A 17900-nucleotide genomic window follows, 5' to 3' on the forward strand; every position below is an offset into this window, starting at 1 on the left:
TTTTTTAACCTACGTTGATATATTTTTTGCCTTTTTTTATCTCTTCTTGAACAAAAATCCTCGCCCAATTATCAACCTCTAGAATATCTTCTAACTTTGGGTTTAAGTTGATTTTATTCAAATGTGATTCACAAGTTTTATTTATAAAGATAGGAATTTCTTGAAAAGAAATTTTTTCTTTTAGAAATTGATCTACTGCCATTTCATTCGCAGCATTAAGTACTGCAGGCATTGTTCCTGAACATTTCCCTGCTGAATATGCAAGTCCCATACATGGATATTTTACTTCGTCCGGTTTTTTAAATGTAAGTTGCCCAATCTCAGTTAAATTAAATCTTTTCCAATTAGTTTTGAACCTTTCTGGCCAACTCATTGCATATAAAATTGGGAGCTTCATATCAGGCCATCCTAATTGAGCTAGGACAGAAGAATCTTCCATCTCAATCATTGAATGAATAATACTTTGAGGATGTATAACAATTTCAATATTTTCGTAGGACGTCCCAAAAAGATAATGTGCTTCAATAACCTCCAATCCTTTGTTCATAAGAGTGGCAGAATCTACAGTTATTTTTCTCCCCATACTCCAATTTGGATGAGAAGTCGCATCTTCCACTGTGACATTTTTTAAATCCTCTACTGCCCAATCTCTAAAAGCACCTCCTGATGCAGTTAAATGAATAGCTTTTAAACCATTTGGGATTTGACCTGTTGAAAAATCGGCATTTTCATAATTAGGTAATCCTTGTATGCATTGAAAGATAGCTGAATGCTCAGAGTCCGCAGGTAAAAGTCTACTTTTGCTTTCCTTTAAAGCAGGTATAACAACAGACCCCGCGGCAATTAAGGTTTCTTTATTGGCAAGCGCAATATTTTTACCAGCCTTAATAGCTGACATCGTCGGAATAAGTCCAGCACATCCTACTATTCCAGTAATTACAGTATCGGCAGAATCCCATGCTGCCACTGAATTAATTGCCTCTCGACCACCTAAAACTATAGGAGGATTACTTATTCCTAAATTGTTAATATTATTTTTTAAATCTGTTAAAAGATTTTCATCCTCAATAGCAATAACTTCTGGTTTATGTTGACTAACTTGCTCCGTCAATAGGTCTATATTTCTCCCTGCTGAAAGAGCTACTACTTTGAATTTATCAGGCAGTTCACTTACTATTTCGAGAGTTTGAGTTCCAATTGAACCTGTTGAACCCAGCACAGTGATGTATTTCAATTTTCTCTAATATTTATAATATTTTCCCACTTAAAGGTGAATTTAAAAAATAAAAAATTTAAATTGGGTTTTTTCTTAAAATTTAGATCCTTACCCATGTTGTAAGCTCAGGGGATTGATCTATGAGTTCTACTCCTTTTTCCTTTAATGAATTTCTTATTTTATCGGCTTCTGCATAATCTTTTTCCTTTTTTGCTACCAATCTTTTATTAATGAGGGATAGTATTTGATCTTCGTTGATTCTGTTGTCGATTATTATTTCTTCTTTTTTTAATCCAAGAACATTAGTCAGTTCTTCTAGTGTTTTAAAAGTTTCTCTAAGATGAAATTTTTCATTAGTATTTATCTCAAGGTTTTTAATTCTTTGGAATTGATTTATAAAGTTTTTTAGTGGTTTGGCTAATTCATAAATGATTGCAATTGCTCCTGCTGTATTAAGGTCGTTATTTAAAGCATTAGTAAACTTTATCTTTTTTTGAGATATTTCATAATTGATCATATCTTTATATGTTTCTTCAACAAATTCATTAGTTTCATTTACCTCAATCGATAGATTTTCTTTTTTAGTAATATCAAAAAAAGAAAGAGCAACATTAATATTTTTCCATGCTTCGGAGGCACTTTTCAAAGCCTCATCGGTAAAATCGAGTGGCTTTCTATAGTTTACGGTTAAAACAAAATATCTTAGGGTCATCGGACTTGTCCCTGAATCTAATAAGTCTCTTATGGTAGTAAAGTTTTTCAAAGATTTACTCATCTTTTGTCCGTTTACATTGACCATTCCGTTATGAAGCCAATAGTTCGCAAGCTTTTTATTATTAGCTGATTCAGACTGTGCAATCTCATTTTCATGGTGAGGAAAAATAAGATCAGAACCTCCTAAATGGATATCAATTGTTTCTCCTAATTCATCTTTTACCATTGCAGAACATTCAATATGCCATCCCGGTCTACCTTTCCCCCAAGGCGAATCAAAAGATGGTTCATTCTCTTTTGCTTTTTTCCATAGAGCAAAATCTTGGGGATTTTCTTTTTTATTACTTTCATCTGTAGTAATCCTGCCCTGTTGATTTATATTTTGCTCTAGGATATTTTGATTACTCAGTTTTCCATAATTTTTATTTTTAAAAACAGAATAATAAACGTCTCCACCTCTGGCATATGCAAAACCTTTATCCTCAAGAACTTTTATAAATGAACAAATATTGCAAATATGATTTGTAGCTTTTGGCATGCTATCCGGCCTCATAATTCCTAGGGCATCCATGTCCTTATGGAATTCAGTAATATTTTTTTCTGAGACCTCATTCATAGAGCTATTTTCTTCTTTTGCTCTTTTTAAAATCTTATCGTCGATATCTGTAAAATTCTGCACATACTTAACTTTGTAATCACTATAAATTAAGAACCTTCTCAGGATATCCCAAGCTATATAACTTCTTGCATGCCCAAGATGACATAAATCATAAACAGTTACACCACAACAGTATATCTTTACTACTTCATCTATTGGTTTAAAGACTTCAATGTTTTTGCTTAAAGTATTAAATAATTTGATCATATTAAAAAAGTATTTATTTGAAGATTATTTGGTTTCCATCCAGTTATTTCCAACTCCGATATCGACTAGAAGTGGTACGTTTAATTTCACACAATCTTCCATAGTTTCCTTTACTAAATTCTTTGTGATTTCTAAGAAATCTGGTTGGACCTCGAACAATAATTCATCATGAACCTGTAAAAGCATTTTAACTGGAATATTCATCTCTAATAATTTTTTGTTTAATTGAACCATAGCTATTTTAATAATGTCAGCACTAGAACCCTGAATTGGAGCATTTGCGGCGGCTCTTAAAGATTGAGCCTCCATTCCCGCTTTCCTAGCAGTTTGCAAATCTATTTCATATGGATCTTTTCCTATTAATCTACCAAGTCCATTTTTATCAAATTTAAATTCTCTCTTTCTTCCAAAAATTGTCTCTACATAACCTTTCGATAGAGCAAGCCTTTCTTGAAGTTCTAGAAATTTAAAAATCTTGGCATACCTTTCTTTATATTTAATCAAAAATTCTTTTGCTTCAGTCGTACTTACCCCTGTAGATCGTGCGAATTTTTTTATTCCCATTCCATAAATAACTCCAAAATTAATGGTTTTACCAACTCTTCTTTCGTCAGAATTTATGTCTTCCTTTTCAAAAATCAATCGTGCTGTTAAAGAGTGAATATCATCATTTTTGTGGAATGCATTTATAAGAATTTCTTCGTTAGCTAAGTGAGCAAGTATTCTTAATTCAATTTGAGAATAATCTGCCGATAGTAATTTCCAACCTTTTTCGGGCAAGAAGGCTTTTCTTATTCTTCTACTGAATTCTGTTCTGACAGGGATATTCTGAAGATTAGGATTACTACTGCTTAATCTCCCAGTGGCGGTAGCTGCTTGATTAAAGTTAGTATGAACTCTTCCAGTTTTTTCACTAATAAGGTTGGGAAGAGCATCAATATATGTACTTAAAAGTTTACTAAGAGTTCTATGTTTTATTAGAAAGGGAATTATCTCATGTTCTTCTACTAATCTTTCAAGAACAACTGCATCAGTACTCCAACCTGTTTTTGTTTTCCTTGATTTTTTTTTATCAAGATTTAACTTCTCAAACAATATTTCACCAAGTTGTTTAGGAGAGGATAAATTAAATTCTTGCTTTGCTATTTCAAAAACATTTTCCTCAATATTTTCTAATGTACTTTTTAATTCTCCAGATAGTTCATTTAAATAAGTGGTATCTATTCTGATACCATTCATCTCCATTTCTGATAAGACTGGCTCTAAAGGTAATTCGATTTCTTTAAATAATTTTGTTAAATCCTTATTTTCATTATTAAATCGTTCTTTAAAAATTTTCGAGATTTTGTAAGTTAGTAGAACATCATAACCACAATAAGTACTTGCATCATTAATGTCGACAAATGAAAAATCTTTATTTTTTCCAATTATTTCTTTAAAAGTTGGTGGCTTAAATCCAAATTCTCTAAAACTAATTTCACTTAATCCATGTTTTTCCTGATTATTAAGAATGTAATCTGCTAAAAGGGTATCAAAAGTAACTCCTCTGAGATTTAGCCCATGGTTATAAAATATTTGTCTATCAAACTTACAATTTTGAAGTGTTTTTTCTTTCTCTGGACTTTCTATCCAAGATCTTAAATTAAAGAATACATCTTCAATTGCTAATTGATTTATCTCTTTTTTTTGCGATTGATGACTAAGAGGTATATAAAATAGATCATTAATCTCTTCGCCAAGACAAAAACCTATACCAACAAGTTCTGCATCTAGAGGATTTAAACTATTGGTCTCAGTGTCTAAGGCAACTATTTCCTTCGTAATCTCTAATCTTTTAACTAGTTGATCTAGTAATTTAAAATTATTAACTATATTTACTTTGATTTTTGGGATTTCATGTTCAGTTTCTTCTAAATCAATTGAAGCTGAAACTTTTGAATCTTTTTTCTTTTGTTTTTCCTCATTATTTTTATTAAAACCACCTTTACTAAATGCTGAATTAAAAATATCAACTTGCCTAAGTAAAGTTGATAATTCAAGTTTTTGTAGAGATTCAGATAAAGCATCTTGGTTTATTTGATTTAGTTCATATCCATTGCTTAATACCAGAGGCACTTCAACATCTATCTTTGCTAAATCTCTTGAAAGATAAGCATTGAATTTATCATTTTTTAGCTTTTCCCTAACGGCGCCTTTTATAAAACCCTGATATTTTTTATCTTCATCTTTTTGAATAATGTCCAAGGCTTTATAAATCCCGTCTAAGGTATCATTCTCTTTTAATAAATTAATAGCTGTTTTTGGTCCTACACCTTTTATTCCTGGGATATTATCAGAACTGTCACCAGTTAAGGCCTTCAGATCTACGACTCTTTCTGGATAAACTCCTAGTTTTTCTTTGACTCCATTTTCATTCATTAAAGTCGGATTACCACTTTTAGCATAAGGACCTCCGCCCATATAGAGAACATAAATATCTTTTTGATCATCAACTAGTTGAAATAAATCTCGATCCCCAGAAAGAATATTTACACACCAACCTTTTGAGGATGCATCATTAGCAATTGTTCCTAATAGATCATCAGCTTCGAATCCTGGGGATTTGAAAATAGGTAAATTAAGACTTTCTTTCAAGATTATTTCTAGTTGTTCAATATCTTGAAAAAAAACATCTGGAGCCACATCTCTATTAGCTTTATAATTTGGATCTAATTCATGTCTAAAAGTTGGTTTTTCTGTATCAAAAGTAATACAAACCCCTTCAGCATTAATATTTTTGCAATTATCTAGAAGACTCTTTAAAAATCCATAGGTGACACTAGTGGGGAAACCTTCTTTAGTTGTTAATCCCCCATCAACCCCTTTGCTAAATGCATAGAAGCTTCTAAAGGCTAAAGAATGACCATCAACTAAAAGTAAAATTGGTTTTTTTGAGTCTTTAGATTTCAAACTCATTGTCTTTTATTCGCCCAAGGTGGAATATCAATAAAGATTTGTTCTCCTGGTTTTAAACCATCAATTATTGAAGTTTTATTGCCGCTACTAATACCTATTTCTATCTTTTCAAATTTAGGAGCATTATTTTTATCTACTTTTAAGACACCTTTTTCACCTTTTTCGGTGACAATCGAAACAGTCGGAACTAAGATTTTTTCTTCATTACTTTTAACTTTAAATTCAAGATCAGCGGTCATACCAATTTTTATTTCCTCAGAAGTTTCTTTAAAGTTCAACGTTACTTCGAAGGAAGTTACATTATTATCTTTTACTGCCCTTTCAGCTATTTTTTTAACTATTGCGCTGTATTTATTTGAGGGATAAGCTTCTATCCTTACAGAGGCTTCTTGACCTGTTTTTATCCTGCCAATATCACTCTCTGGAACTTTAGCAATAATTTCAAGACCCTCTGATAATTCAAAAATAAAATTTTTAGCTTTAGAGTCTGAACTTAAATTTGAACTAGGAGTAACGTATGAGCCTATCTCTGCGTATTTAGCAGTTATTTTTCCTGCGTATGGAGCTTTTATTAAATAAAAATTTTTTTCAGCTTTTGCATCACTAAATTTTGCTTCGCTGGTATTGTACATGTTTTTATAGCTTTCGTAATCCTCTTTACTAACTGCTCCCTCTTTAAATAAAAATTCTCTTCTTAAGTATTCAGATTTTTGTTTTTTTAAATTTAATTCAAGTTCTTCAAGCTTATAGATGAAATCTTCATCATCGAGAGTAGCCAGTATCTGACCTTTTTCTACGGCATCACCTTCTTCAACTTTAATTTCTTCTATTATTCCTTGTTTTCTTGGACCAATATTACTTGTTCTTTTAGCCTTTACTTCTCCACTGGTGTTAATTGATTCAGAAAGAATTCCCTTTTCAACAGAAACTATAAAGTCAGATATGTCTTTCGATTTGTTTTTCTTTAAAGAATTACTTAAAAAGACGAAAAACATTGCTAGGACAATTAATGCAATTCCACTTTTTATATTTAAATTCTTTTTTAATAAATTAAGCATATTTTTTAGTAATCCAGTAATTAAGCATATTTAGAAACTATAGTGAATAATCGAAACGATTATGATTAACTTATCCAGGGTTGGCTAAGTAAACTCTATATTACAAGAAGATGATTTTATGACTAATTTATCTATAAATTTTTTCAAATGTTAAAAGCCGGTATTATTGGATTGCCAAATGTTGGGAAATCAACTTTATTTAATGCACTTGTTGAAAATGCAAAAGCGCAAGCTGCAAATTTTCCCTTTTGTACCATCGAGCCAAATAAAGGTATTGTTTCAGTCCCTGATCAAAGGCTTCAAGAGTTAGGTAGTTTAAGTTCTAGTCAAAATATTATCCCTACTAAGATTGAATTTGTCGATATCGCAGGTCTTGTAAAAGGAGCAAGTAAAGGGGAGGGTTTAGGAAATAAATTCCTTTCCAACATTAGAGAAGTTGATGCAATAGTTCACGTCGTGAGATGTTTTGAAGATAGTGAAGTAATTCATGTCTCTGGGAAGATCGATCCTTTGGATGATATTGAGATTATTAATTTGGAGCTTAATTTGGCTGATTTATCTCAACTTCAAAAAAGAAGAGAAAGAATCAAGAAACAAGTTAAAACAAGTAAAGAAGCAGCACAAGAAGATTCTTTATTAGAAAAAATTGAGGATCAGTTACAAAAAGGTCTTTCAGTCAGGTCAATATCTTTAAGCGATGAAGAAAATTTAATGATTAAACAATTGGGGTTTCTTACTGCAAAACCAATTGTTTATGCAACTAATTTAAATGAGAATGATTTAGCTGATGGTAATGATTTCTCTTTACAAGTGGAGAGTTTTGCAAACTCTGAAAATACCGAATGTATAAAAATTTCAGCCCAAGTTGAATCAGAATTAATAGAGTTAGAACCTGAGGATAAAAAAGATTACCTAATGGGTTTAGGCGTTGAGGAAGGCGGATTAAAATCTTTAATAAAATCTACATACAAATTATTAGGATTAAAAACTTATTTTACAACGGGAGAAAAAGAGACTAAAGCTTGGACAATAAAAGATGGGATGACTGCTCCTCAAGCTGCAGGAGTAATACACACTGATTTTGAAAAAGGATTTATTAGAGCACAGACAATTTCATATCAAAACTTAATAGATTCAGGTTCTATTGCAAATGCAAAAACTAAAGGTTTACTTAGAAGTGAAGGTAAAGAATATGTTGTGAATGAAGGAGATGTAATGGAGTTTTTGTTTAATGTTTAAGTTTGCAAAATCTGTTTAAATTTAAATTCAAAAAGACAAAGTAATAATACAAAAAGGTAACCAATACAACTCCAAATAAGGCTAATGATAATGGTACTAAAACCATCAACATAGCCATTTAGAATATCAGGTAAAAATGGAGGTTTTGGCATTATCTCTCAAATGTATTCTCGATCTCTTCTAAAAGATGGTTTGTTGATCTACTAAAACCATTTGTTTTTAAATAATTTTGAGCTTCTTTAAATTTCTCAGCCACTCTCTTTGCATAAGGAGTGTTCATTGAAGTTTGAGTCATAGTAAAACTGCCAAATAATGTTATTTTCAAGTTTCTCAGTACATTTTGTAAGTATTCAAAAATACAAGAATTTAAAAATAGGATTTAATACTTAGTGATAGAAATAATTAGTGTATTCTTAGAATAATTAATTAGAAGAATTATTTAATCGTTGATAATGTCAAATTTATTTGTAGTTATTATATTTGTTTTTTTAATTCTTATACTTCTCTTATTGCTTTATAAGAGACAACTTAACCGATCAATAAAAAAGATTAGTTTTGGATCTTTAATACCTACTGTAAAAGAAGAAGAGTTTAATCCAGATATAAATACGAAGAATTGGGATATACATAAAAATAGATTAATTAAATTTGGAAGATCTCAATATAAAGGTTTAACTTTTTTTGTTAGTTCAGAGGATAGAATTTATTATTTTTCTAAAGAAGGTAATAAAGTTTATTGCTAAGATTATAAATTAAATATATATACATTTTAAACTGAGGAATAATTAGTGAATACTTGTATTTCTATAAATTCAATAGCTCTAGGGAAATTATTAAAAAGATATAAATTAACATCAAAAGGGAAGCAGGAAATTATAAAAGCAGCTCAGAAAAAATATTCAACATGGTCTGGATTGAATAGACTTGCTAGGAAAATTGTGTTTAAGGAGTCCAATATTACTATAAATAAGTAGTTATGAAATATTTATTTGTATTATCTGAAAAATTTTACAGGCTAATAGAATGGGAGTGGAATTTCTTAAAACAATTAAGAAGAAAAAGAAGAAAGAATATTTTTCTTAGATGCTCATTTGCTCTATTGAGTTTACTTTCGATTTTAATAATATTCTTTTTACCACCTTATATTTTTGGAATTCTATTAGGAGGTGGGATAAAATTTAGTATTTTTTTTATTTGGTTATGGATTTTAAATTTGAAGTTTTTTTGAAAAATAAATATTTTATTTTCAAATAGTTTTAATATTAGGATCATATCTTTTTTTATATGCCAAAAATATTTAAGCAAAACAAATTCGCTTTATTGGGAGCAAATATTTTAATTATTGTGATTTGGGTATACTTATCTTCAGCAGTCGTAAATTTATTTATTAGAGATAATGTTCCTTTTTATATTTATAAAATTGGTTATCTAGTAAGGTTTCTTCCTCCAATTTGGGTTTCTTGGTTTCTTTGGATTAAGAGAGGTGGATTAAAGAGATAGAATTAAATCGGCATATTTACGGATTTACACTTATTTAAAATAAACTAAGCTATAAAAGCTTACTTGATATTATTCTCGTGAGAATTAGGTTATGAGAGATCGTTTTCAGCTAAAAAATGATCTCTTTTTTTTTAAGAAATTTTTTATTAAATAAGAAATGAATAATATTATCTCCCGCTAAAAAGTTTTTTTTCCATTTTTAAAATTGATATTTTTAATCAGTTTTAAATAATTTGTAATTACTTATTGTTATAAAAGATAACTTTTTAAGTGAAAGAAATTACTAAAAAAATAAAAATTACCTTCTGTATTTATATCCTGCAACAAGTTTCTCATAAAGTTCAGGAGAAATTGGTTCCATTTTTAGAATATTCCAGGAATAATTTGACCTGTTGTTACGTAAGCGCCTAATAATGCTACGAAACCAATCATCGCCCAACGACCGTTTACTTTTTCTGCATTTTGAGGGTAACCGTCATAAGAAACTGACTCATCTATGTAAGGACGAGTTTCTGATGGAAACATATTTTGTCTTCCGCCTGATTCATTTGTAACTTGAGAATTAGCCATTGCTGTTTTGTAATTGTTAATAAATGTAACACAAGTATTAAATAATGTAAAGCGCAAAGAATCAAATAAGCAAATTATTTTATTACTGTGTCAGAAACGAGACAGTTTTGGTATAAAGCAAGGTCTTATTTTGGCTTTTTTGTTTGATACTAACGAATTATTTGGATATCTTTAAAGCTTTTGTTTTGATGTGGTCCAGACGGTTTAAGGTAATTAATTTTTTCTTCTAAAAAATTAGTTTGGCTGTTTTTTACGTTTACCCTGTCTAGCCAAAATTATGTGATACTTCTGTCCAGCCAAGTTTCTGTAAACTATTCCATTCTTCCCAAGCCTCTTCTACTCGGATTTTGCTTGTAGATTTAAACCCTGCTGGCTCTCCTAGATGATTCGTGTAAAAAGTATGTGTAAAGATTTTGATGCTGTTCTGAGGTGATTTTTTGCATCTTTCAAAGAAAATTAATCTGCTCCCCTCGGGATTAAGAAGGCAACCGTTGGGCGTATCAACACCACTGCCATAAGAAAAATTAGACCAAGCATTATCCCCTCCAAGTGTCATAAGTGATATAGTACATCTATACTATTAGTTTTATATTTCGTTTAGCTTGGCGTCAAGAGTTTTATTGGGTTAAGTACTTATTTACTAATTAAAAATTTATATTTTAATTAGAAAATAATTATATTATTCTATGAACTATAGAGAAGATTTAGAGTTTCAACTTCAGAAGGTAACTTTAGCAATACAAGAGGTTGTTGAGGATGTTTACATTACTGATAAGGTAAGGCAGGAACGAATAAGAAAACTACTTAATTTCAAAGAGGCAATAATTTATAAGGGAAAGGAACTTCGTATTGATTTAGAAGCGGCATAAAATTGTCAAGTTTGTTCTTAATATTTAAAAGTAATAAAGTATTGTTATTATCAATTAAAAAAGTTAACCAAAATCAATATTAATGTCGCCTGGAACTCCTGATTTAATTCTTTTAATTTTGGTCTTTGTTGGTCTACAAGCTTGGTGGATAATTCCAATAATTAAAAAAAATAATAAATTAAATGATAGAGGCAGGGAATTAAGGGAAGAAATTAAGCAGTTAGAAAAACTATATAAAAAGTAAAAGTTAGATGTAGTTATTATCAATATTTATATAATAATTATATTGTTTAAATCACATGAAAATCAAAAAATGTTTTTTCTCCTTTTTGGAGATATTAATAGCTTTAATATCTCCAAAATATTCCTTAGCAGATGAAAAAATAGAAGTTGTCCCATTAATTCAAACTTCTAAAGGGTTAAGTGGAGAAAGTTTTAAATATCTAGAAGGAGAACCTTAATTAAGGCTTTTGAGAGTGAAAATACCTGTTGGTTTAAAGACTCCTATCCATAAGCATCCTTCCCCAATGTTGATACATGTTACGCGAGGTAAGTTAAAACATGTCAGAGGTAGAGTTATAAATACTTTTAGAGCAGGGAACGTGTTCGTTGAGAGTAATAATGGAGGAGAACATTATGTAAAAAGTATTGGAAAAAAACCTGCCATTCTTCATGTTGGTGTCATTTCAGTAGTGGGAGTACCAACAACTATCAACAAATAAAAGTCTTCATTTTAATAAATTATAAATTTTTTTTATAACTGAAGTAATTTCTTTTTAAGAGGAACAACTGTAATGCGAAACTCCTCCTTTATTAAAGAATTCTCTTGGTCTAAGACGATTGTATTTTTGTTCTATATCCAAAGACTGCTCTTCATATGGACTTTTGAAGATAGTTTGTAATTCTTTTATTTTGCTGTAATTACCATCTTCAGCTTCTTGATATGCAGGAACTATCATCCATTCACGCCAAGTAAACTTAGGATTTACTTGTTTCATTGATTTGGAGATTTCTTTAAAATCACCTTTTTTCTTAATACAATCTTGCCATTTCTTTAACCAAATAAACCATTTTTTATCAAGTTCTTCGGTTGAAGGTAAATAAAAACTATCTTTTAAAAAAGATATATTGTCAGGTATATGAGAAAGCTTTCTAAAGAAAATGCTGAAATCAGCCTTAGAGTTAACCATAAGATTGAAAAGCTCGTTGGTAAGAGTTTCGTCGTATTTTTCAAGACCAAGCTTTTTTGCCCACATTAATTGCATTTCTTTGCTCATAAATTTAGAAAAATCATTTTTAATTTTCTCTAATTTTTCTATGTCTTCTTTATTTTCTAAGAGTAATGGTAGAAGAGATGAACAAAACATCTTAAAATTGATTTCGGCAGCAAAAGGCTGATTGAAAAATGAAAAATGCTCTCCACCTCCAGTCCAAGGCTGAAATCTTGGATCAAATAATTCACAAAAACCAAAAGGGCCGTAGTCCAAGGTAAAACCTCCAGCAGCACAATTATCGCTATTAAAATTACCTTGGCAGTAACCGACTCGCATCCAGTTAGTGACAAGAGATATTAGTCTTCCACGATATAAATTAGCCAACCTAATCACCTTCTCATTAAATGAATGACTTGGATCAATGTCATCTCTATAATTCCTATCTATAAGATGTTGGACAATAATTTTAAGCTCATTGAAAGCGTCATCATGTGAATTGCTTCGAACTCTGCGAGCAAAGAGTTCGAGCTGACCTACACGCAAAAATGAAGGCGCGACACGTGTAGTAATTGCGGCATGATTATTAACCATAATATCAGGTTCAAAATATCTAGAACCTTCTGTATACCAAGGCCTTCTAACTATTTCTGTCCCTGAGACATAAAGAGTTAACGATCTTGAAGTAGGAATTCCTAATGCATGCATTAACTCCTGTGCAAGAAATTCACGAACACTTGATCGTAGTACTGCACGGCCATCTGCGCCACGACAATAAGGTGTAGGGCCTCCACCTTTAAGTTGCATCTCCATTCTCTTCCCATTAAATAAACCTTCGAAAACAGAAATTGCTCGACCATCTCCATAGCCGTTACCTGTCCCAAAAGGACATTGTTGTGTATATTCAGTGCCATAAATAGACAATGCATACCCCGTCGCCCAGCCAAAGGGTCTCATTGGATGCTCTGCGACTTCGATATCTCCTGAAAAAAAACGACAAAAACTTTTATCTTTTATAAGGTCAGAACTTAATCCCAATTCTTTAAATAATGTTTTGCTATGCGAGACATATATTGGTTCGGGAATTGGTGTTGGAGTGACGGGAACATAATGACCTGAATAAACTGACCTAGCCTTGTGATCATTCCCATCTTTTTTTGAATCAGGATCAGCGTTGAGAGAATTCATTAAAGAAAAATCTGCTAATTGTGAAAACTCAGAAAAGTTTTTAGTTTCTTCACCTTTTAATAATTCAGATTTTTGTGACATAAATTTTGGCCTTTATTCTTGACTAGTTTCTAGTTGCCTGGAAATGAACAGTAACTGTATTTTATATTGAATTTCATCTATATGACTTTAAATAAAGTAATTTAATGTTCTATGAAAATTACTCAAATAAAAAAATAATTAAATGTTAAATTTTAGTCAAAAAAATTCCGCCGTAAAAATATTTTTAGAATAAGATCTAAAATTGTAGAAGTATAGCGAATGAATTTTATGATTATTGAAACAACAGTTCTAGATTTTAAACTGAGTAATACTTTTAAAGAATATGAATCCTATATGAAGGCATCTGAACAACAAGCAATGTTTAATGAGATGGGTGTTAAGACTTTTTATATTGGAAAATCTTTAGATGATCCAACTAGAGCAACAGTAATGTTTCAAGGTCCTGAAAATGTTTTATATAATATTTTCATAAATCCCGAAACAAAACCAATAGTTGAAGCTTCTGGACATATTTATGAAGGTACAAAAATAACTCGTTGGGTCTGTTAATAAACTAACTTTTTAAAAATTTTTACTTTTGATGAGACTTTTATTTTATATGAATTATCAACTTTTAATAGAATCTTATTCTTTTGGAACGACTCTTTCTAATCAAGAAATAGAACTTTTAAAATTAGAACTTGAAACTCAGATTATGAATATGAACATATCAACAGATTTTGGTTGTTTCAAGTCAGCACCTTCACATATTTGTAAAGGACTTAATTTAAGAAAAGGAACTTCTTGGATAATGTGTCTTGCTGAAATTTTAGATATTCATAAGCCTTCTAAAATAGGGAAAACAAAAAGTGTAAAAGTATATGATTTACTCCTTAAGAAAGGACTTGTAATTGGTTAAAAAACTATATTAATAATTTAACATAATTAAAATATCATTTGATGAATTTATTATTAGCTGATTCAAAAGTCTAAAAAATACTTAATACAGATAAGTTATGTTTTGAGAATATTGTTAATCAGACAAGGTCTAGCGAAAAAAATTTAGGGAAGAAAATTTAAAAGGGGCAATAGAAGATAAAAGGAAATTATGGGTTCTCTTGAATTCTAAATTTTGTGATGAAGATATTATTAAAAAATTTAAAGAAGAATTATTCTTCTTATATCAATCGAAATTTGACTTAATAAACGATCATAAATTTATAATTGATGAATTAAAAATAAATAAAATTATTAATTTATTAAAACAAAAAAGTGAAGAAAAATATAATAAAGGAGATTTCAAAGGATCTATAAGAGCATTAAGGAGATCTGAGAAATATTTAGCAAAATAAATTGTTTCTGTTTGAATTTTTATAAAATTTCGTTTTCATAGATATATAGCTATCTTCTCTTACTCAATTATGATTATGCCTCAATCTACTTTGGAAAGTTTGTTATTTTTTTTAGTGCTATCTTTATTAGCTTCTTATCTAGTAAAAATTAAATATGGATCCAATATAAAAGTTCAAAAATAGTGGAATTATTTATTTGTGAATTCAATTGGTATGAAAAGTTTATAATCTGAACCCGAATGTATTTTTTTCTTCGATTCCCCATAACCTAGCTATTTCTCTTAAGAGAGTTTCAACTTCAGAATCTGATGAGCCTGAATCAGCTTGAAATTTTTTACAAATTTTTATGATATCTTTTGATGTTTCCTCAATTAATATCTTTTTTTGGTTTGGATTAGCCATTTAAATTCTAGTAAACACCATTACAGTTGAAGCCACTGCAATTAAAAACTCTGAGAATATTTAATATGAAATTATGAAATTTATAATCAAAAAAGAAGGCCCAAGTAGTGAAGATAGCAAAAGCTGAAAAGGCAAAAGCAGCATATTGAAGCCAATGTGTTCCAGTACTATCTACTCCATTTTTATCAAAATCAGAATTACTCAATTTTCTAAAGTTTCTATAATCTTAAAAAGTTTTTTTTACTAATGTTGAATTTGGTATTTAACTGAATAAGTTCTTACAAAGTAGGATTTATCATTTAATAATTATTACTGATTGCCATTCCATGTATCTTGATAAAGCCAACTCAAGAATACAAGAGTTAGGATATTACCAAAAGCATAAGTGAAACCCCATAATGGATCATAAATGTTAGCAATTATTGTGGACATTATGAAAATTATTAAACCAGAAATAATTAAATCTTTAACAGGTAAATTTTTAGTATCAATAGAATTAATCATTTAAATTTTAAAATATTTTAATATCTCAAATATAAGATAATTTAAAAGGATTTTTATCAAATCAACTGGATTAAGTGATTAATTTTTAGTTTTCTACTGGAGATATATTTTCTAATTTTTGTTTTAATTGAGCGCCAATTGAATTTCTTCCTAAATCTAAAAGTCTTAAAGTATCTTTATGCATTCGAATTTGTGTATCTGCAACTTGTAAACCTTTGAGAAGATCTTTAACTTCTTCAGGCAGCGAATTTATATCGTATTTTTTACCATCAAATTCTAGTGTAGGAATTTTTTTATTTTCTGGATTAGCTGAATTGAATTCTTTTGAGATAAACATTTTAAAATATAATTTAAATAAATATATATATATATTATTCTATAAAACGCAGATATTTTATTAAATTTAAGAATTCATAAAATAATAAAGAATAATTCTTGAAAATACTTAAAAGTCTTTTTTTACTGAACCTGAAATTTTTGCTTTTACTAACATTATTAATAATTAAATCGATATGAAATTTTGAAAATTTAAATTTATAGGATTTAAAAAAATTATTGATTAAAAGAATGTAAAAATATCCTATATTAGAACAATAAAACTCTCTTTTTTCAATGAATAATAAATTTTATCAATGGTGGAAAAACCATAGAAGATTAGTAACTTTTGGAGGGTTTTTACTTTTATTAGGTTTGTATGTATCTCCAGTAATTAAAGAAGCCAAATATAAAAACATATGTATAAAACTCTCCGAAAAAGGGGCTTTAAATAAATTCAATGGCGATAATATCGGCGAAACACTTTTTAAAGATACTGGTTTAAGTATTAAGGAATTAGCAAAAATAGAAGGTTATAAGAATTGCATATAATGAAACGCTTACTACTTTCAGCGGTACTATTTCTTTTAAGTGCAATTTCATTTGCAAAAGAGAAACTTAATTACACTGTTACCTCGGATTCTCAGATACAAAATGTTAAAGGTAATTTTGAAGCTATTGGTAATGTAGTTATCAAAAGTATTAATAATAATTTTGAAGCCTCCTCAAATAAGATGACTTACGATAAAGATTCGAGAACTTTAAAACTAGTTGGGAATGTAGTTGTTAAAAATAAAGAGTCTGAGGAAGGTTTATCTATACAAGAATCATATGGCGATGAATTGACTATATTTACTGATTCGGGACTTTTTAAATTTAATTCTGAAAATAAAAATAGAGTAAAAACAAAACTTAAATTTTAGATTAAATGCTTACTCTTAAAAAAAAGAACTTATTTATTCCTTTATTTAAAGTCAATTCTTGGGACCCTTAGATACAGCATCCAGTTAGATAATTGATAACTTTTTTTGAAATTGCACCAGTACCAATAGCTATTAAACTAATACCAAATATTGTTCTTGATCTTTTGCTTGCGAGTAGAAATTTCATTAAGATTGTGTATTTACCAAATAATAGGAATATTGACTTTTATTATGTGGATAAGAAATAGCTTCAGGCTCAAATATTTAAAAATAGCCTTTTACCCTATTTACACTTTTTCATTTTAAGATAACTGAAGTACAAATTTAATAAAATGATTGAAAAAAAAGAGGACAATATTCGAAGCGAAAACTTTTATCCAGATAGTAATTATTATCTTGATCAGGACAATACTCCTGAAGAGACCACACTCCCAGAAGATCAAATATTTAATACGACTAAATTTGAATGGCCAAATAGCTATTGGTTTATTGCAGAAAGGACTAATGGAAGGCTTGCAATGATAGGCTTCATGGCTGTCATTATTAACTACACTTTATTTGGATGGATAGCATATCCAATCCTTTAAGTATTAATTATGGGATTTTTTAATGAAGATTAACTCGCAGGGTGGAGTCTATTGTCTTTTAAAGACCTTTCATACTATGTTCATTGAGACGTTTTAAATTATGATTAAAAATCAGATAGATAATGCATAAAACAAATAAAGATCATTTATTCGAACTGACAGTCAGACAAATACGTCTAGAAGCAAAGAAATTATTAATTCATTTATATAGTCGTAAAAATAAAAAAGAATTGGTCGAATTAATTCTTAAAGATCGAGAAAAAGACTTAATTGAAGATAAAAATAATGATGAACGGATAGCTGAAGAAGAAAGAATAGCTTTAGAGAAAGTTAAAGCTGAAGAAGAAAGAATAGCTTTAGAGAAAGTTAAAGCTGAAGAAGAAAGAATAGCTTTAGAGAAAGTTAAAGCTG

General features: G+C 29.4%; 26 protein-coding genes and 1 pseudogene. 15 read left to right on the forward strand and 12 right to left on the reverse strand.

Annotated elements, in window-relative coordinates; translation table 11 throughout:
- Positions 1-4 precede the first annotated feature (4 nt).
- The 4 genes from ACTF45_RS08530 to ACTF45_RS08545 all read right to left on the reverse strand — a co-directional run bounded on the left by ACTF45_RS08530 (position 5) and on the right by ACTF45_RS08545 (position 6808).
- A complete protein-coding gene (locus tag ACTF45_RS08530) occupies positions 5-1234 on the reverse strand; it encodes a 1-deoxy-D-xylulose-5-phosphate reductoisomerase (RefSeq protein WP_288347762.1) in 1230 nt (409 codons plus the stop codon).
- A gap of 82 nt (positions 1235-1316) precedes the next feature.
- Positions 1317-2795 carry a cysteine--tRNA ligase gene (gene cysS / locus ACTF45_RS08535; RefSeq protein ID WP_438949786.1) on the reverse strand — a complete coding sequence of 493 codons (1479 nt, stop codon included), beginning with the start codon at positions 2793-2795 and terminating at the stop codon, positions 1317-1319.
- Positions 2796-2819: 24 nt separating this feature from the next.
- Positions 2820-5750 carry a DNA polymerase I gene (gene polA / locus ACTF45_RS08540; RefSeq protein ID WP_288347764.1) on the reverse strand — a complete coding sequence of 977 codons (2931 nt, stop codon included), beginning with the start codon at positions 5748-5750 and terminating at the stop codon, positions 2820-2822.
- Entirely contained in the window at positions 5747-6808 is a 1062-nt protein-coding gene (locus ACTF45_RS08545) for an efflux RND transporter periplasmic adaptor subunit (protein WP_438949787.1), read from the reverse strand. The genes polA and ACTF45_RS08545 overlap by 4 nt, the downstream gene beginning before the upstream one ends.
- A 147-nt stretch (positions 6809-6955) precedes the next feature.
- Here ACTF45_RS08545 and ychF point away from each other — a divergent pair, with 147 nt between their 5' ends.
- The gene (gene ychF, locus ACTF45_RS08550) at positions 6956-8047 is read left to right on the forward strand and encodes a redox-regulated ATPase YchF (protein ID WP_438949788.1); all 1092 of its coding nucleotides are present in this window, start codon (positions 6956-6958) and stop codon (positions 8045-8047) included.
- 151 nt (positions 8048-8198) lie between these two features.
- Here the strand turns inward: ychF and ACTF45_RS08555 are convergent, their stop codons facing one another.
- Complete coding sequence (locus ACTF45_RS08555) at positions 8199-8342, reverse strand: hypothetical protein (RefSeq protein WP_288347767.1); 144 nt, start codon at positions 8340-8342, stop codon at positions 8199-8201.
- 157 nt (positions 8343-8499) lie between these two features.
- On the opposite strand from ACTF45_RS08555, the gene ACTF45_RS08560 reads away from it, so the two are divergent.
- The 3 genes from ACTF45_RS08560 (at position 8500) to ACTF45_RS08570 (ending at position 9547) form a co-directional block, all read left to right on the forward strand.
- Positions 8500-8790, forward strand: coding sequence for a cytochrome B (locus ACTF45_RS08560; protein ID WP_438949789.1), 291 nt, complete (start codon positions 8500-8502; stop codon positions 8788-8790).
- A gap of 45 nt (positions 8791-8835) precedes the next feature.
- On the forward strand, positions 8836-9021 hold the full coding sequence (locus ACTF45_RS08565; RefSeq protein WP_438949790.1) for a hypothetical protein: 186 nt from the start codon (positions 8836-8838) through the stop codon (positions 9019-9021).
- A gap of 310 nt (positions 9022-9331) precedes the next feature.
- Positions 9332-9547 carry a hypothetical protein gene (locus ACTF45_RS08570; protein WP_288347770.1) on the forward strand — a complete coding sequence of 72 codons (216 nt, stop codon included), beginning with the start codon at positions 9332-9334 and terminating at the stop codon, positions 9545-9547.
- A 363-nt stretch (positions 9548-9910) separates the two neighbouring features.
- Here ACTF45_RS08570 and ACTF45_RS08575 read toward each other — a convergent pair whose 3' ends face one another.
- Positions 9911-10117: a high light inducible protein gene (locus ACTF45_RS08575; protein WP_288347771.1), complete on the reverse strand. Its 207-nt coding sequence runs from the start codon at positions 10115-10117 to the stop codon at positions 9911-9913.
- 265 nt (positions 10118-10382) lie between these two features.
- A complete protein-coding gene (locus ACTF45_RS08580; RefSeq protein WP_438949791.1) occupies positions 10383-10673 on the reverse strand; it encodes a DUF1651 domain-containing protein in 291 nt (96 codons plus the stop codon).
- 130 nt (positions 10674-10803) lie between these two features.
- Between ACTF45_RS08580 and ACTF45_RS08585 the strand changes: the two genes are divergently transcribed.
- The 4 genes from ACTF45_RS08585 to ACTF45_RS08600 all read left to right on the forward strand — a co-directional run bounded on the left by ACTF45_RS08585 (position 10804) and on the right by ACTF45_RS08600 (position 11708).
- Positions 10804-10986 carry a hypothetical protein gene (locus tag ACTF45_RS08585; protein ID WP_438949792.1) on the forward strand — a complete coding sequence of 61 codons (183 nt, stop codon included), beginning with the start codon at positions 10804-10806 and terminating at the stop codon, positions 10984-10986.
- Positions 10987-11068: 82 nt separating this feature from the next.
- Positions 11069-11230, forward strand: coding sequence for a hypothetical protein (locus ACTF45_RS08590; protein WP_288347774.1), 162 nt, complete (start codon positions 11069-11071; stop codon positions 11228-11230).
- A gap of 55 nt (positions 11231-11285) precedes the next feature.
- Positions 11286-11447 carry a hypothetical protein gene (locus ACTF45_RS08595; protein WP_288347775.1) on the forward strand — a complete coding sequence of 54 codons (162 nt, stop codon included), beginning with the start codon at positions 11286-11288 and terminating at the stop codon, positions 11445-11447.
- 15 nt (positions 11448-11462) lie between these two features.
- Positions 11463-11708 carry a hypothetical protein gene (locus tag ACTF45_RS08600; RefSeq protein WP_288347776.1) on the forward strand — a complete coding sequence of 82 codons (246 nt, stop codon included), beginning with the start codon at positions 11463-11465 and terminating at the stop codon, positions 11706-11708.
- A 54-nt stretch (positions 11709-11762) separates the two neighbouring features.
- Here the strand turns inward: ACTF45_RS08600 and ACTF45_RS08605 are convergent, their stop codons facing one another.
- Positions 11763-13466 carry a protein adenylyltransferase SelO family protein gene (locus ACTF45_RS08605; protein ID WP_438949793.1) on the reverse strand — a complete coding sequence of 568 codons (1704 nt, stop codon included), beginning with the start codon at positions 13464-13466 and terminating at the stop codon, positions 11763-11765.
- A gap of 228 nt (positions 13467-13694) precedes the next feature.
- On the opposite strand from ACTF45_RS08605, the gene ACTF45_RS08610 reads away from it, so the two are divergent.
- From ACTF45_RS08610 to ACTF45_RS08620, 3 genes are all read left to right on the forward strand, one after another.
- The gene (locus ACTF45_RS08610; RefSeq protein ID WP_288347789.1) at positions 13695-13976 is read left to right on the forward strand and encodes a DUF3764 family protein; all 282 of its coding nucleotides are present in this window, start codon (positions 13695-13697) and stop codon (positions 13974-13976) included.
- A 31-nt stretch (positions 13977-14007) separates the two neighbouring features.
- Positions 14008-14325 (forward strand): hypothetical protein, encoded by a 318-nt coding sequence (locus tag ACTF45_RS08615; RefSeq protein WP_288347779.1) that lies wholly within the window; start codon positions 14008-14010, stop codon positions 14323-14325.
- A 199-nt stretch (positions 14326-14524) separates the two neighbouring features.
- Positions 14525-14758: a hypothetical protein gene (locus tag ACTF45_RS08620; RefSeq protein ID WP_288347780.1), complete on the forward strand. Its 234-nt coding sequence runs from the start codon at positions 14525-14527 to the stop codon at positions 14756-14758.
- 222 nt (positions 14759-14980) lie between these two features.
- Here the strand turns inward: ACTF45_RS08620 and ACTF45_RS08625 are convergent, their stop codons facing one another.
- The 4 genes from ACTF45_RS08625 to ACTF45_RS08640 all read right to left on the reverse strand — a co-directional run bounded on the left by ACTF45_RS08625 (position 14981) and on the right by ACTF45_RS08640 (position 16001).
- Entirely contained in the window at positions 14981-15160 is a 180-nt protein-coding gene (locus ACTF45_RS08625) for a hypothetical protein (protein ID WP_288347782.1), read from the reverse strand.
- Between the two features lie 7 nt (positions 15161-15167).
- Positions 15168-15365, reverse strand: coding sequence for a hypothetical protein (locus tag ACTF45_RS08630; protein ID WP_288347783.1), 198 nt, complete (start codon positions 15363-15365; stop codon positions 15168-15170).
- A 104-nt stretch (positions 15366-15469) separates the two neighbouring features.
- Positions 15470-15664 (reverse strand): hypothetical protein, encoded by a 195-nt coding sequence (locus ACTF45_RS08635; protein WP_288347786.1) that lies wholly within the window; start codon positions 15662-15664, stop codon positions 15470-15472.
- An 85-nt stretch (positions 15665-15749) separates the two neighbouring features.
- Positions 15750-16001: a DUF6447 family protein gene (locus ACTF45_RS08640; protein WP_288347787.1), complete on the reverse strand. Its 252-nt coding sequence runs from the start codon at positions 15999-16001 to the stop codon at positions 15750-15752.
- Between the two features lie 275 nt (positions 16002-16276).
- Here ACTF45_RS08640 and ACTF45_RS08645 point away from each other — a divergent pair, with 275 nt between their 5' ends.
- The 4 genes and pseudogenes from ACTF45_RS08645 to ACTF45_RS08660 all read left to right on the forward strand — a co-directional run.
- Positions 16277-16531 (forward strand): Notch domain-containing protein, encoded by a 255-nt coding sequence (locus tag ACTF45_RS08645; protein ID WP_288347788.1) that lies wholly within the window; start codon positions 16277-16279, stop codon positions 16529-16531.
- Entirely contained in the window at positions 16531-16902 is a 372-nt protein-coding gene (gene lptC / locus ACTF45_RS08650) for an LPS export ABC transporter periplasmic protein LptC (RefSeq protein WP_438949794.1), read from the forward strand. The genes ACTF45_RS08645 and lptC overlap by 1 nt, the downstream gene beginning before the upstream one ends.
- A gap of 332 nt (positions 16903-17234) precedes the next feature.
- Positions 17235-17489: a high light inducible protein gene (locus ACTF45_RS08655; RefSeq protein WP_438949795.1), complete on the forward strand. Its 255-nt coding sequence runs from the start codon at positions 17235-17237 to the stop codon at positions 17487-17489.
- Between the two features lie 122 nt (positions 17490-17611).
- Positions 17612-17900, forward strand: a pseudogene (locus tag ACTF45_RS08660) (hypothetical protein); the annotation flags it as partial.

This window comes from Prochlorococcus sp. (assembly GCF_965655815.1).
GTDB classification, from domain to species: Bacteria; Cyanobacteriota; Cyanobacteriia; order PCC-6307; family Cyanobiaceae; genus Prochlorococcus_A; species Prochlorococcus_A pastoris.

Excerpts from the sequence above, each read along its gene's own strand:
- cysS (WP_438949786.1), bottom strand. The coding sequence starts at position 2,795 with ATGATCAAATTATTTAATACTTTAAGCAAAAACATTGAAGTCTTTAAA.
- polA (WP_288347764.1), bottom strand. The coding sequence starts at position 5,750 with ATGAGTTTGAAATCTAAAGACTCAAAAAAACCAATTTTACTTTTAGTT.
- ACTF45_RS08545 (WP_438949787.1), bottom strand. The coding sequence starts at position 6,808 with ATGCTTAATTTATTAAAAAAGAATTTAAATATAAAAAGTGGAATTGCA.
- ychF (WP_438949788.1), top strand. The coding sequence starts at position 6,956 with ATGTTAAAAGCCGGTATTATTGGATTGCCAAATGTTGGGAAATCAACT.
- ACTF45_RS08555 (WP_288347767.1), bottom strand. The coding sequence starts at position 8,342 with ATGACTCAAACTTCAATGAACACTCCTTATGCAAAGAGAGTGGCTGAG.
- ACTF45_RS08560 (WP_438949789.1), top strand. The coding sequence starts at position 8,500 with ATGTCAAATTTATTTGTAGTTATTATATTTGTTTTTTTAATTCTTATA.
- ACTF45_RS08570 (WP_288347770.1), top strand. The coding sequence starts at position 9,332 with ATGCCAAAAATATTTAAGCAAAACAAATTCGCTTTATTGGGAGCAAAT.
- ACTF45_RS08575 (WP_288347771.1), bottom strand. The coding sequence starts at position 10,117 with ATGGCTAATTCTCAAGTTACAAATGAATCAGGCGGAAGACAAAATATG.
- ACTF45_RS08580 (WP_438949791.1), bottom strand. The coding sequence starts at position 10,673 with ATGACACTTGGAGGGGATAATGCTTGGTCTAATTTTTCTTATGGCAGT.
- ACTF45_RS08585 (WP_438949792.1), top strand. The coding sequence starts at position 10,804 with ATGAACTATAGAGAAGATTTAGAGTTTCAACTTCAGAAGGTAACTTTA.
- ACTF45_RS08590 (WP_288347774.1), top strand. The coding sequence starts at position 11,069 with ATGTCGCCTGGAACTCCTGATTTAATTCTTTTAATTTTGGTCTTTGTT.
- ACTF45_RS08595 (WP_288347775.1), top strand. The coding sequence starts at position 11,286 with ATGAAAATCAAAAAATGTTTTTTCTCCTTTTTGGAGATATTAATAGCT.
- ACTF45_RS08605 (WP_438949793.1), bottom strand. The coding sequence starts at position 13,466 with ATGTCACAAAAATCTGAATTATTAAAAGGTGAAGAAACTAAAAACTTT.
- ACTF45_RS08610 (WP_288347789.1), top strand. The coding sequence starts at position 13,695 with ATGATTATTGAAACAACAGTTCTAGATTTTAAACTGAGTAATACTTTT.
- ACTF45_RS08615 (WP_288347779.1), top strand. The coding sequence starts at position 14,008 with ATGAGACTTTTATTTTATATGAATTATCAACTTTTAATAGAATCTTAT.
- ACTF45_RS08625 (WP_288347782.1), bottom strand. The coding sequence starts at position 15,160 with ATGGCTAATCCAAACCAAAAAAAGATATTAATTGAGGAAACATCAAAA.
- ACTF45_RS08635 (WP_288347786.1), bottom strand. The coding sequence starts at position 15,664 with ATGATTAATTCTATTGATACTAAAAATTTACCTGTTAAAGATTTAATT.
- ACTF45_RS08640 (WP_288347787.1), bottom strand. The coding sequence starts at position 16,001 with ATGTTTATCTCAAAAGAATTCAATTCAGCTAATCCAGAAAATAAAAAA.
- ACTF45_RS08645 (WP_288347788.1), top strand. The coding sequence starts at position 16,277 with ATGAATAATAAATTTTATCAATGGTGGAAAAACCATAGAAGATTAGTA.
- lptC (WP_438949794.1), top strand. The coding sequence starts at position 16,531 with ATGAAACGCTTACTACTTTCAGCGGTACTATTTCTTTTAAGTGCAATT.
- ACTF45_RS08655 (WP_438949795.1), top strand. The coding sequence starts at position 17,235 with ATGATTGAAAAAAAAGAGGACAATATTCGAAGCGAAAACTTTTATCCA.